Origin of the sequence: Arthrobacter sp. TB 23 (assembly GCF_000294595.1) — a bacterium.
Lineage (GTDB): Bacteria > Actinomycetota > Actinomycetes > Actinomycetales > Micrococcaceae > Arthrobacter_D.
This window is the reverse complement of sequence record NZ_ALPM01000100.1, coordinates 25760-37897: the sequence shown is the minus strand read 5'-3', so window position 1 is coordinate 37897 and position 12138 is coordinate 25760. Positions and strand designations below refer to the sequence as shown.

12 protein-coding genes and 2 pseudogenes are annotated in these 12138 nt (G+C 60.7%); 6 read left to right on the top strand and 8 right to left on the bottom strand.

The features are described from left to right. Positions 1-131: 131 nt before the first annotated feature. From B384_RS0114195 to B384_RS19050, 4 genes and pseudogenes are all read left to right on the top strand, one after another. Positions 132-1481 carry an IS30 family transposase gene (locus B384_RS0114195; RefSeq protein ID WP_443110774.1) on the top strand — a complete coding sequence of 450 codons (1350 nt, stop codon included), beginning with the start codon at positions 132-134 and terminating at the stop codon, positions 1479-1481. Next, a complete protein-coding gene (locus B384_RS19060; protein WP_019483767.1) occupies positions 1462-1692 on the top strand; it encodes a DDE-type integrase/transposase/recombinase in 231 nt (76 codons plus the stop codon). Before B384_RS0114195 ends, B384_RS19060 begins: the two co-directional genes overlap by 20 nt. A gap of 111 nt (positions 1693-1803) precedes the next feature. Then, positions 1804-2463: pseudogene (locus B384_RS19055) on the top strand (IS21 family transposase); the annotation flags it as partial. Between the two features lie 20 nt (positions 2464-2483). After that, positions 2484-2711: a metal ABC transporter permease gene (locus tag B384_RS19050; protein ID WP_083850956.1), complete on the top strand. Its 228-nt coding sequence runs from the start codon at positions 2484-2486 to the stop codon at positions 2709-2711. 81 nt (positions 2712-2792) lie between these two features. Here the strand turns inward: B384_RS19050 and B384_RS20680 are convergent. Then, positions 2793-2894: pseudogene (locus tag B384_RS20680) on the bottom strand (CsbD family protein); the annotation flags it as partial. 229 nt (positions 2895-3123) lie between these two features. Here B384_RS20680 and B384_RS19040 point away from each other — a divergent pair. Together B384_RS19040 and ykgO are read left to right on the top strand one after the other, a co-directional pair. Continuing rightward, a complete protein-coding gene (locus B384_RS19040; RefSeq protein ID WP_237715324.1) occupies positions 3124-4101 on the top strand; it encodes a GTP-binding protein in 978 nt (325 codons plus the stop codon). A 21-nt stretch (positions 4102-4122) separates the two neighbouring features. Then, entirely contained in the window at positions 4123-4245 is a 123-nt protein-coding gene (ykgO, locus tag B384_RS20270; RefSeq protein WP_083850955.1) for a type B 50S ribosomal protein L36, read from the top strand. Between the two features lie 630 nt (positions 4246-4875). Here the strand turns inward: ykgO and B384_RS19035 are convergent. The 7 genes from B384_RS19035 to B384_RS21305 form a co-directional block, all read right to left on the bottom strand. After that, the gene (locus tag B384_RS19035; protein ID WP_019483762.1) at positions 4876-5031 is read right to left on the bottom strand and encodes a hypothetical protein; all 156 of its coding nucleotides are present in this window, start codon (positions 5029-5031) and stop codon (positions 4876-4878) included. Between the two features lie 47 nt (positions 5032-5078). Beyond that, complete coding sequence (locus B384_RS0114165) at positions 5079-5378, bottom strand: ArsR/SmtB family transcription factor (RefSeq protein ID WP_019483761.1); 300 nt, start codon at positions 5376-5378, stop codon at positions 5079-5081. 74 nt (positions 5379-5452) lie between these two features. Next, a complete protein-coding gene (locus tag B384_RS0114160) occupies positions 5453-7222 on the bottom strand; it encodes an ABC transporter permease subunit (RefSeq protein ID WP_019483760.1) in 1770 nt (589 codons plus the stop codon). Beyond that, positions 7222-8745 (bottom strand): ABC transporter substrate-binding protein, encoded by a 1524-nt coding sequence (locus B384_RS0114155; RefSeq protein ID WP_024475906.1) that lies wholly within the window; start codon positions 8743-8745, stop codon positions 7222-7224. The genes B384_RS0114160 and B384_RS0114155 overlap by 1 nt, the downstream gene beginning before the upstream one ends. After that, positions 8742-9965 carry an MFS transporter gene (locus B384_RS19030; RefSeq protein ID WP_443110863.1) on the bottom strand — a complete coding sequence of 408 codons (1224 nt, stop codon included), beginning with the start codon at positions 9963-9965 and terminating at the stop codon, positions 8742-8744. Before B384_RS19030 ends, B384_RS0114155 begins: the two co-directional genes overlap by 4 nt. Before the next feature lie 23 nt (positions 9966-9988). Next, complete coding sequence (locus tag B384_RS19025) at positions 9989-10780, bottom strand: ABC transporter ATP-binding protein (RefSeq protein ID WP_024475904.1); 792 nt, start codon at positions 10778-10780, stop codon at positions 9989-9991. Continuing rightward, positions 10777-11583 (bottom strand): ATP-binding cassette domain-containing protein, encoded by an 807-nt coding sequence (locus B384_RS21305; protein WP_050995005.1) that lies wholly within the window; start codon positions 11581-11583, stop codon positions 10777-10779. The genes B384_RS19025 and B384_RS21305 overlap by 4 nt, the downstream gene beginning before the upstream one ends. Between the last annotated feature and the right edge of the window lie 555 nt (positions 11584-12138).

Below are 12138 nucleotides of genomic sequence, written 5' to 3'. Positions count from 1 at the left end.
GGTGAATTCAATTGGTCGTCGCAACACCTCGATTATGGAGGTTCGCGATGGGACGCGGTGGAAAGCAGTTGCGGAAGGCTCCGGAGGGCGCGCGGCGGCAGTGGGCGGCGGATCGGGCGTTACGTCCGCCGATGCGTTCGCCGGGCAGGCCAGAGCCCTCTCGTGCGGTGCAGCGGGAGTTTTGGCGTTTGATCGCTACTGGGGTGACAACCGTCAAAGCTGCGGAGGCGCTCGGTGTGTCGTGGCCGGTCGCGTCGCGGTGGTTCCGTCACGCTGGCGGCATGCCGCCGATCAGTCTTGACGAGCCTACGGGCCGCTACTTGTCCTTCGCTGAGCGTGAGGAGATCTCGTTATTGCGAGCCCGGGAGGTCGGCGTGCGTGAAATCGCGCGGCGGCTTGGCCGCGACCCTGGAACGATCTCGCGCGAGTTGCGTCGCAACGCGGCTACGAGGAGCGGGAAGCATCTCTATCGGGCCTTGGTGGCGCAGTGGAAGGCGCAACAGGCTGCGAAGCGCCCGAAGACCGCGAAACTCGCGGACAATGCGAGGTTGCGTGAGTATGTTCAGGAACGGCTCGCTGGGGTCATCCGCCGGCACGACGGCACTGTCGTCGCTGGCCCTGCGACACCGGCCTGGAAGGGGCTGAACAAACCGCACCGGCAGGACAGGCGATGGTCGACAGCTTGGAGTCCGGAACAGATCTCCCACCGGCTCCGCGTCGATTTCCCGGATGATGAGTCGATGCGCATTAGTCACGAGGCCATCTACCAATCGCTGTTCATCGAGGGTCGTGGCGCGCTCAAGCGCGAGCTGGTCACCTGCCTGCGCACCGGCCGTGCGCTGCGGGAACCTCGAGCTCGATCGAAGAGTAAACCCCAAGGCCATGTCACCGCGGAGGTCCTCATTAGCGAACGCCCCGCCGAAGCCGAAGACCGTGCGGTACCGGGCCACTGGGAGGGTGATCTGATCATCGGAACCGGACGATCCGCGATCGGCACGGTCATCGAGCGCAGCAGCCGCTCCACAATCCTGGTACATCTGCCCAGGCTGGAAGGCTGGGCTGATAGACAGGCCGTGAAGAACGGGCCCTCGCTCGGTGGCTACGGTGCCGTGGCGATGAACGCCGGGCTTACGGTCTCGATGACCAAGCTGCCCGAACAGCTCCGCAAGACCCTCACGTGGGATCGAGGGAAAGAGCTCTCCGCACACGCCCAGTTCACTCTCAGCACTGGAACGAAGGTGTTCTTCGCCGATCCGCACTCACCCTGGCAGAGACCCACGAATGAGAACACCAACGGGCTGTTGCGCCAGTTTTTCCCGAAAGGCACTGACCTCTCCAGGTGGACTGCCGAGGACCTCGAAGCCATCGCTCTGACCTTGAACAACCGGCCCCGTAAAGTCCTCGACTGGAAAACCCCGGCTGAAGTCTTTGCCGAGCAGCTAAGCTCGCTCCAACAGCCCGGTGTTGCAACGACCGATTGAACTGGCCCAGTACGCCTCAACGCAGATCGCTGAGTTCGCCGCCGCTAACGGGATCACCCGCTCCATGGGATTGACCGGTATTTGCTGGGACAACGCGATGGCAGAGAGCTTCTTCGCGACCCTGAAAACCGAGTTCTACCACCGGCGCGTCTGGCCCACCCGGGCCCGTGCGGCCCGGGATGATTATGACAGCCTCGTTCAGGACCACTAGGACGGCTTGATTCAGGACCACCCTGTGACTCGCCGGATCGTTGTGACGGTTTGATTCGGGACCACCCCCAGTCTTGTTCCCACGTGATGGGACGAGGCCGTGGAGGTTCGGATGAGGGTGCGCATGGAGTTGTTCGCGAACATTCGTAGAGACGCCCGGGTCGAGGGTCTATCGATCCGTGAGCTTGCCAAGCGTTATCAGGTCGGCCGGGACACTGTCCGGCAGGCCCTGGCGAGTCCCGTACCGCCGTCACGGAAGGTGCCGGTGCGCAGTGCACCCCGGTTGGACGGATTCAAGCCGGCGATCGACGCGATGCTCCTGGAGGACACGACGGCGCCGCGGAAGCAACGCCATACCGCCCGGAGAATTCTGGCCCGGCTGATCGACGAGCACGGGGCCGAGGAGCTGTCGTATTCCACGGTGCGCGACTACGTCAGGGTCCGGCGGGCGCAGATCGATGTGGAGGCCGGCCGCCGGGTCGAGGTGTTCATCCCGCAGGAGGCGTTCCTCGAAGGTCATATCGAGGCGTTCACCGTGCTGGGCGGCATCCCGACCAAGCACATCCGCTACGACAACTTGACCAGTGCGGTCACCGCGGTGGTGTTCGGGCAGGGACGGCAGCGGGTTGAGAACGATCGGTGGGTGTTGTTCCGCTCCCATTACGGCTTCGACGCGTTCTACTGCCAGCCCGGCATTGACGGGGCCCATGAGAAGGGCGGGGTGGAGGGTGAGGTGGGTTGGTTCCGCCGCAACCGGCTCTCCCCGATACCCGGCTGCTGCTGATTTCAGCGATGATGGTCGTCCCCGTGGCCGCCGCCGCGCAAATCGCGACCAGCTACCGGGCGACACTAGCTATTGGCTCCGGCATCGGTGCACTCAGCGCGATCCTCGGTCTCGCAGCTTCTTACTACGGTGACTTCGCGCCGGGAGCAGCCATCGTGGTAATCGCCATCTTCTGCTACCTGATTGCCGCCTCATTCGCGACAGTGGCCAGCTGGCATAACCGACGCCGCCATTAGGTAGAGAAGGACAAGTTCGAACAAACGAGAACGGGAGGGCACGAAGACCCGTCGTGTCCACCGCTCTGATGATGCGTCGGCTTACTTGAAGGCGTCCTGGATGTTCTCGCCAGCGTTCTTCAGGTCAGCTTTCGACTGGTCTTTCTGGCCTTCAGCTTTCAGGCTCTCGTTACCGGTCGCCTCGTTCCTTACCTTCATATGGTTCACCAGCGGGTTGCCGGATACATTCTGAGCCTAACCCCGAGGTTGGGATGACGTAATAGCCCGTTATTGGCGTTGCAGATCGAAGACCCCGATTGGTATTTGAGAATGGTTCTCATATAATGGGGTGATGCATCTTATTATTCTCACGTCCCTTGACGTGCTGAGCCGGAATACTGCCGCTTCGTTGTTGGCGGATAGGTTTCCGCGTGTGCCGGTAGTTTTGCATGATTTGTTGGACGGTGGTGTGGTGATGCGCCGGGTTCATGCCGACGATCGACTTATCGAGCGTGAGTCGACGGTTTTGGAGCATGGTTGCCTGAGTTGCACTGTCCGGTTTGATCTCGCGCCGGCTCTCTTGCGGTTAGCGGCCGCGGGGGAGGCCCGGGCGATTGTTGGGCTTCCGCCGGGCACAACAGCCGAAAACGCTATCGATGGTTTACGTGCCGTTGCCCCAGGAGCGTTCACCGTGGACACGGTGGCTCTGGCTGCGCGGCCGGAGGATGTAGAGGACCAGTTGTGGGACCACCACACTTTATTCGGGTCTGGTTATACGGCAGTGCCGGAGGATTCACGAACTCCGGGCGAATTCCTTGTGGGAGAGCTGCTTTTCGCGGATACGATCCTCACCACCAGCAGCGACCTGTTGCCCGACGACGCAGCCTTATCGGCTCGTGGACTGCATCTTCTCCACGAGCTCGCACCGCATGCCCACATAGTGCCCAGCGCTGGGCTGGACGTCGCGAAACTGGGTTCACACAGTACCGAACAAGCACGAAACCGGAATCTGCCCGGGGTGGTCATCACACCGACTTCGTCATCTGAGCCGTTCCGCACTGTCGAGCATCGAGTCAGCCGCCCGCTGCATCCAGGGCGGTTCCAAACTGCTCTGGGCGCTATCTCTGTGGGGTGTTGCTTTGTCCGCGGCAGCGTCTGGATCGCTGGAATGTTGGACTCACGTGTAGCTGTGCACGGGGTCGGCCCGCGCGTCTCTGTGGAGGACAGGGGGCCGTGGGGTGCGTATCTCTTGCAAGGGGAGGGATGCCGTGGCACTCATTTGGCTCTCACTGGTGATGATCTCGACGACGATGACATTGCTGGTCTACTCGATGCCTGCGCCCTCACCGATGAGGAATTGCAGTCCGCGCGCATCGGCTTCCCTGTCCCGTTTCCCTCAGAACAGCACTAAGAACACCTATCAAGGAGCATCATGAAAGTACGTAACTCATTGCGGTCCCTGAAGAAGATTCCCGGCGCCCAGGTGGTGCGTCGTCGAGGAAAGACCTTCGTCATCAACAAGAAAAACCCTCGAATGAAAGCCCGTCAAGGGTAAGGGCGGTCACGATGAGGCGAAAAGCACGCAATCAGTCCAATCCAGGTCCAGTGCTTATGTCGAGCCTCACATCGGGTGAAGACCAAGGCGATGAAGCAGTGAATGGGTCTGCTGGTGTTGTTGTTGCTATGTGCTCCGGTCACCGGTGTGCTGCGCTGACCCGGTCCCGGGGGGATGGTGGGTTGTCAGGCGCGGTGTCGCGGTCCCCGGGTGGGGTTCTGATCTCAGCGCCGTGCTTGCAGCAGTGCGCTCAAGGCGCTGTAGCCGCTGTTGCAATCCGCAAAGGAAAAACAGGGGTTACCGGCCGATCCGCCTGGCTGGGTGGCCTCGATGGTGAAGGACGCCTACAGGACCTTGGCCGCTGGGTCGAGCACTGGCGCCCCGACACGAAGGAAACGAACACGCTGCCCGCGAACCTTCACGACGCTCTCATCGGGTTGGGGCCGCCCATCAACCTGACACCCACAAAGGCATAGCTGACCCGAACTGGTTATTCACCGGACTAACCGGTAATCCCACCGGAGCGCCTCACTGCGCAACCCTCGCCGTAGCCTCTGTCGTTCTGCTTAAGATAGTCAGCATCGACTCCACTGTGGTGGATCGATGCTGACTAAAAGTGAACGTGAAGACCTAGTGTTCGTCGTAGTGGTCCTCGTGTTCGGCGTGGCGGTGTCCGTCGTGGAGGTAGTCGGTGTGGTCGCCGTGCTGCACGGTTTCGTGTGAGCAATCCGCGGAGCCGTGGGTGTGGTCGGCGAGGGTGTGCTCAGCTTTAATTTCGGTTGACATGGTGGGTTCTCCTTCATGGGTGCCTGCGACGCGGTGAGCGTTGCGGGCTAGTTCTTTGATGGGGATTCGCCGGTATGGGCGATGGCGTCACTGATGACGTGGGCTACGTGCTCATCGGTCAGGGCGTAGGTAGCGTCGCGGCCCGATCTGGTCACGGTCACCAGATTCATGCTCCGCAGCAAACGCAGATGCTGCGATACCAGAGGTTGAGACAACCCAGTGGCCTGAACCAGGGAGCCCACGGAGCCTTCCGAAGCAGCCAAAGACGTCAGGATCCGAAGACGCGACGTGGCTCCCAATGCTTTGAAAAGCTCTGCGACTTTTTCAAGCTGTTCATCCTCGGGCATGGCTACATATAAGCACATATGCATGATTTTATGCAATGCTGGTTTGGGAGTTAGTCGTTACGGCTTAATTGGCGTCAGGGGGCTTGGATGGTTTCGCTCTGGGCTCGTCGTCGATGGAGGTGCGGGGGAAGAGTGAGGCCTGAGGCCGAGACCGCGAGGACTGATGCGAGGATCAGCGCCAATGAAGGTGCGAGAACTGTCCACGGTGCGCGTTCGACGTAGGCCATGCCTTCGGCCAGGACTAGTCCCCAGTCCGGGCTGGGCGGGTTCGCGCCAAGTCCGAGGAAGCCTAGGGCTGCCAGTGCGAGGGCAACACCTGGTAGCCGGAGCATGGCGTGTTGGATGAGGGGGCCGATGATGTGCGGGAGGATGTGCCGAACGAACGTTCTGGTGCGGCCTACGCCGAGGATGGGGAGCACTGAGACGAAGGGCAAGGTTCGTGCTTGAAGCGTCAACGCTGAGGTGTGTGCTGCTAATGGGGCCCAGCTCACCAGTGCTACGGCCAGGGCTGCGCCTCCGAGGGACGCTCCGGAGATGGCCGCAACAATGATCCCTGCGATGACGGGTGGCTCGGCATTCGCGATTTCCAGTGGTCCGGTTCCGAGGCGGGGAAGGGACCCGATCAGTAGTCCGACGATGAGGGATATCAGCACGACGATTAGAGCGGTGCCGATCGTAGAGAGAGTGCCGTGGCCCACCCGGGCTAGTAGATCTCGGCCGCTGGCGTCTGCGCCGAAAGGGAGTAGCCAGCTTGGTGGTGCGAGGCGTGGATGTACTGCGGCGAAGGGATCGCGTAAGACCCCGGCGGCGGTGATCATTGTCAGAAGTAAAGCTGCTGTGGAGGGTACGGCGAGATCCCGGCGTCGGAAAACCGGGGGAACAAAGGCGACGGGGACTACTTCCAGTCTCCCGGCTGGTCCGAGGAGTGCACGGCGGACCATTGCGGCTGTGATGCCCGCGGCGATTGCCAGGAGCAGGAGGGCAAGTACGCCCGCTTGGAGTGTGGGGATGTCCTGTGCTGTGGCGGCGCCCAGAGTTGAGCGTCCAATTCCGGGAATCGCGAAGACCCTTTCGACGGCTACAGCGCCACCGGTCACCCCGATGACTACTAACGCGGCTTGGCTGGAGATGGTCGGTAAGGCCCGACGGAGCAATCCGACAGCGATTTGGCGTCTGGTGAATCCGGCTGATAGCCATGCCGATACCCATTGTTCCTCACCGGCTGAGCTGATCGCGTCGGCCAGCAACTTCCCCATCAGTCCACCTGAGGGAATCCCCATAGCAAGCGACGGTAAGACCGCGTAGTGCAGGCCGAGCCACCCAGAGGGAGGGAACCAGCCCAACCAGACGGCGCCGATGACGAGAAGAAGAGAGGCCAGGAGGAACTCTGGAAGAGACGTCGCCGTCGTCGCGAGGACACCTGATCCCCGACGGTGCGCTCCCTTCGAGCTTCGCAGAAGCGACGGTAGAGCGAACAAAATCGCGATTACCACTGCAAGAGCGCCCGCGCAGATCATAAGAGTGACAGAAACTCCCAGCGCCGCCAGTGTTCCAGGAAGGACTGGAGAGTTCGAAATCCAGGATTGTCCTAAGTCGCCGGTAAGGACTCCGGAGAACCAATCGATGAACACGGCCACGGGCCCCCGGTCCAGGCCAAGTTCGGCCCGGACCATCGCCAGAGACTCAGGGGTTGCTTCCAGATCCGCGTAGCGGGCTCTTAGCACCGTGTATTCCGGGCTCTGCCCAGATAGCCAAGGCAGCATGCCAATGACGAGGACGACGGCGAAGAGCGCCCCGGTCCTGGATAGACCGACGAGGAGAGCTCCGGTGGGGAATCGTTTCACTATCGGGCGGAGGTTTCCTCGGTGATCAACGCACGCTCACGCGGATCACGGACGGCGCCTTCGACGTTTGCGGCTTCACCCTGGATGACACGTTCGTGCAACATGGGGATAGCGGCGTCGCGGGCAAGAATTTCTGCCTCGGCGGCGATGATGGCGCTTCTGCGTTCTGGTCCTGCTGGAAGTGCAGCAGCTTCTTCGAGGGCTTCGTCGACTGCAGGGTCGCAGAACTGGGAGAGGTTGAAGGACCCTTCGCAGGCGAAGTCGCTATATAGGTAGGCGACAGGGTCACCCGAGTCGAGCACTGTCGCCCGGGAGAGAATGAAAGCATCGAAGGCGCCGTCGACAGCATCGGCTTCGATGTACTGGTACTCGCGGACGTCTTGTTCAACGATGAAGCCGACGGCTTCAAGCTGCTGCTCGAGTTGCACGGCGACCTCAGGAAGTTCCGCACGATCGGTGAAAGTTCCCAGGCTGATGCGAACCCCATCTACCGGAGCAGCCTCGGGTCGCTGGTCGAGGACTGCCTGGTAGTCGTCGTCGCGTTCGTCTACAGCCCATGGCAGGGCTGGGCCGAGAAGCCCTTCGGCGACGTCGGCCCGGCCTTCGTAGACCCCGGAGACGATAGTCGCTCGATCGATGGCTTCCCTAGCGGCGGCGCGCACTGCTGGATCCGCGAATGGCCCGGAATCGTTGTTCAGGTACAGCGTGTTCGTTCGAGGCATCGGTACTTCAAAGACGAGGTCCTCATCGATCTGGGCTACCTGACTGACTGGAATGGCTTCAACAATGTCGGCTGTGCCCGTACGAAGCGCTGCGGCCCGTGCGGTCCCATCAGGGACGAATTGAACATCGATTCCTGATGCTGCGGCGGTTTCACCCCAATAGTTCTCGTTCCGGTCCAAAGTCGCACCCGACGTCCCATCGACGGCGGTGAGCACGAACGGGCCGGTGCCAGCGTTGATCGGGTCGACTGTGTCACCTTCGTAGGCGCTTGCGGCGAGGATCGACAGTTGAGGGCTGGACATGCGCTGGGGGAGGAGGGGGTCAGCAACGGCTGTGGTCACGGTGACCGTTGTGTCGTTGTCGGCGGCCGCTGACATGTCGACGCCATCGAGGATGCGTGGTGTTGGAGACGCTGTAGCGGCCGCGGTGAGCGAGCGGGCTACGTCTTCAGCGGTCAGGGGTGTGCCATCGTGGAAACTGACTCCTTCCCTGATGGTGAACGTCCATTCCATGGGAGAGCTCTGCTCCCATGACGTAGCCAGGGACGCTTGAGCCTCCCCGAGATCGTCTAGAGAGACAAGAGTCTCCGCTGCGGACCACCGAGAGAGCTTAAAGGCATCGTCGCTCAGCGGGGTAAGCCCGGAGCGCGGCGGCTGGAGCATCGCCAAAGATACGCGATCGTCACCATCAGCGGCTGGCACTGACCCGGAAGAGTCCGACGAGAAACATCCGGTGAGGGCGAGACAACTAATCGTTGAGACAGCAAAAAGGGACAACGTGCGGGTACGGCGGGCAATCATGGATGGACTTTCTGATGGTGAAGTGGAAGTAAACGAGGTAGGAAAATTGCAGAGGCGATAGTGAGAGACACCAGAAACATCCACCCGGTGAATCCGCCCAGGGAGTCCCTGAATGCGCCGACGAGGGTATTGCCCAGGAGCACAGATAAGCCACCGAAGCTGGCGAGGAGGCCGTAAAAGGCGCTCAAGGGGCGGTCGCCGGCGAAACCGTGGACCTGCTGCATTCCAGCGGGAACGATGAGCATGTGTCCGAAGCTCAGAAGAACGACCATCATGACCGGGCCAGTAAGCGCCGGAGTTCCCGGCACTGCGTGTATGCCAGTGACCCCAAATACGGCCATTGCGCTGAAACCAAGGCCCAAGCAGATAAAACCCGCACGAAGGGCCACGCCGGGTCCCACCTTGGCGGCCAGAGTTGATGCCGGTAGTTGGAAGACGATAGTCAGTACTGAGGCCAAGACGAACAGCAGAGCCAGCGTCCCCGTTCCCGTACCGCCTTCGTTGAGTTCAAGAGGCAACGCGAAATACAACTGGTTATAAGCAAGGAGGTTGACACTGAAAAACGCACAAAAAGCCAGGAAGCGTCGTTCACGCAGGCACGCCCATGTTTCACGCGGCTCCGCCTTGGCGGCAGGTGTGTCGTCTTCGTCGGCGCTGGTAGGTAGTCCTGCAGGTAAGAGCAGCCACAGCGCAACCCCCACAGCGACAAAAAGGCAGGCAGCGGAGACAGCGACGACGGGGAACCCGAAGGGCAAGAGGGCGATCCCGACCAAGGGGCCCGTCACGGCGCCGACTTCGCCGAACAGCACAAGCCACGCGAAGAGAGTGTGGCGCTGGGGGTTCGCATCTTTCTGGGCCCGGTCGTGTGCGCCCAAGAGCCCTTCGACGGCGGGTGAGAAGAAGGCGCCGCCAATACCAGTTAGGACAGCGCTCAGGAGGAAGGGCCAGAACTCTTCGGAGAGTGCTAGGCCAAGGTATCCCATGGCGCGGATCAGGCAACCGGTGAGAATGCTGCGCCGCGGCCCCCAATGGTCAGCGATGACTCCGCCGAGCAGGAACATTCCTTGCTGGCTGAAGGTTCGAGCCCCGAGCACGACCCCGATCGCAGCGGCACCGAGCCCGAGGTCGTCTGTCATGACAAGGGCCAGAAACGGTACGACGGCGTAAAAACCAACATTGAAGATCAGTTGAGTAGGCAGAAGTAATGACACCGAGGCCATGCTCCTCGGCGGAAGGGTCTCAATCATAAGGAGAGCGCGCCCCAGCCTACTCTGGCATCATTCAGTGCTCGCGTCGCAGGATGCTGCGGGGAGTCCAGAACCTGGTCAGTCGGTCCTTCTTCGACGATCCTGCCGTCAGCCAGTACAGCCGTCCGTGTACAGATTGAGGCAACAGCATCAAGATCATGGGACACCAGCAACAGACCGAGCCCCTGGCTCTTGATCAACATGTGTAAAACATCCAGGACTTGATTACGCAGCGGAAGATCGAGCCCACTCACTGGCTCATCCGCTATCAAGATTGCGGGCTTAACAACCATCGCCCGGGCGATCGCTACACGCTGATTCTGTCCGCCGGACAACTCGGACGGTCGTCGATCAAGAACCGCTCCCGGAAGCTCCACGCGAACAAGCGCGTCGCGAATCAGTTCAGAGTGATTCCCCTCAACCCCGAGGCAGACCAGTGGTTCCCGCAGCAACCGCTCGACCGTCATCCGCGGATCGAGGCTGCTCGCAGGATCCTGAGGAACATACTGCACCTCTCGTCGGAACCATCTCAGGGACTTCAAAGATCCTGGGCGGATCATGCGATCATGCAGAACCACCGAACCTGAGTCCGGCACTTCCATCGCCAAAAGAGTGCGCAACAGCGTCGATTTGCCGGATCCGGAGCTACCTACCAACCCCACACCAGCACCACGAGGGACTGATATAGACACCCCGTGAAGAATTTTCTGGGCCACGCCACGTTGGAAGGCTCGGGCAGGCCGGGTGAGCGACAGATGAATGTCGTGTGCTGAAAGGACCGAGATCATGCGGCAGCAATATCCTCGCGGCGCACGGTTCGCTGCGCTGCGTCCATGAGTTTAGCTGTTTCTGGGTGTGTGTTTTTGGTGGCCAAATGGTCGAAGGGACCTTCGTCGACCACGGATCCTCCGCTGATGACGACAGCCCGGGAGCACAACGACGCTGCCGCAGCGACGTCATGAGTGATCAGCAGAACGCCGCAACCTTCATTTACTGCCCGGCGTAGGGCCGAAAGGACGAGTTGCTGGGACACGACGTCCAGCGCCGTCGTCGGTTCATCTGCTATCAGGAACGAGGCTCGGCATGCAAGGGACTGCACAATGCACACCCGCTGCCTTTGCCCACCCGATAGTTCCATCGGGTAAGAACTGAGAACGCGATTCGGATCGGCGAACCCGACCTCTTCCAACATCGAAACGGCAAGGGATCGTGCTGCCGACCGTGTGGAAGCATTTTTTGACCGTAGGATCACCGGGATCAGCTGACGATCAAGCCTCACCAAAGGGTGAAGGGAGGTGAAGGAGTCTTGACGTATGGCCGCAACACCTAGGCGACGCCTGGTATCCAAAGACGTGTCACGCCCGGAAACCGTCAGCCGCCCAGAAGTTCTCACGCTGCCCGGTAGCGAACCGGTTAGAGCTGCGGCAGTCAACGATTTACCGGATCCAGATGCCCCCAACAAGGCCACAGCTTCGCCACCAGCAACAGCCAATGACACGTCAGTAACCAGTGAACGGCCGCCGATCCGCACGGATAATCGGTCGAGGACAAGACTCACCGCACACCCGCCCCCATTACTAACGATTATCATTCTCAACTAAAGAGTAGCGACAATGACAAGGTTCCTCAAACGTAGGACTGTTAGAGCGCAGGAGACTTGACTCGTGCAGCAAGCAAGGTTGATTCGGGCCACATGAAGGGACCGTCAATCGCCTGAACTGTGAGTTGACGTATTAGAACGTTATCGGCATTCGCATGAGGCGTGAGAAGGGGGTAAGTAAACTTCAGCAGTCCCCTCATTGCTTTCATGGTTGCACTAAAAGCACGTAGCTGAGTGCTTGAAATCGAGTAGTACTACTTATATGAGACCGCACCCCGGCGTCGTACTGTGAACTGCAGAGGAGTGAAACCCCCTGCACGGTCTCAACGCCAGCCTGAGTCATTGATCGGTAATGCCTGCCAGCCTTCATGTGAAGGTCCACGCATGTCCATCGCTCACGCTGCTCGGGAACCGTTCGAAGCGGTAAACCGTCCGCTGATACAGGTCGGAGTGGTTCCCCGGGGCGAGAGCCGGCGAGCCACTCCGACCTATTTGGTAGTGTCCCCTTGACCGTCAAAAACACGCAGACACATCAGCTTCCACTTA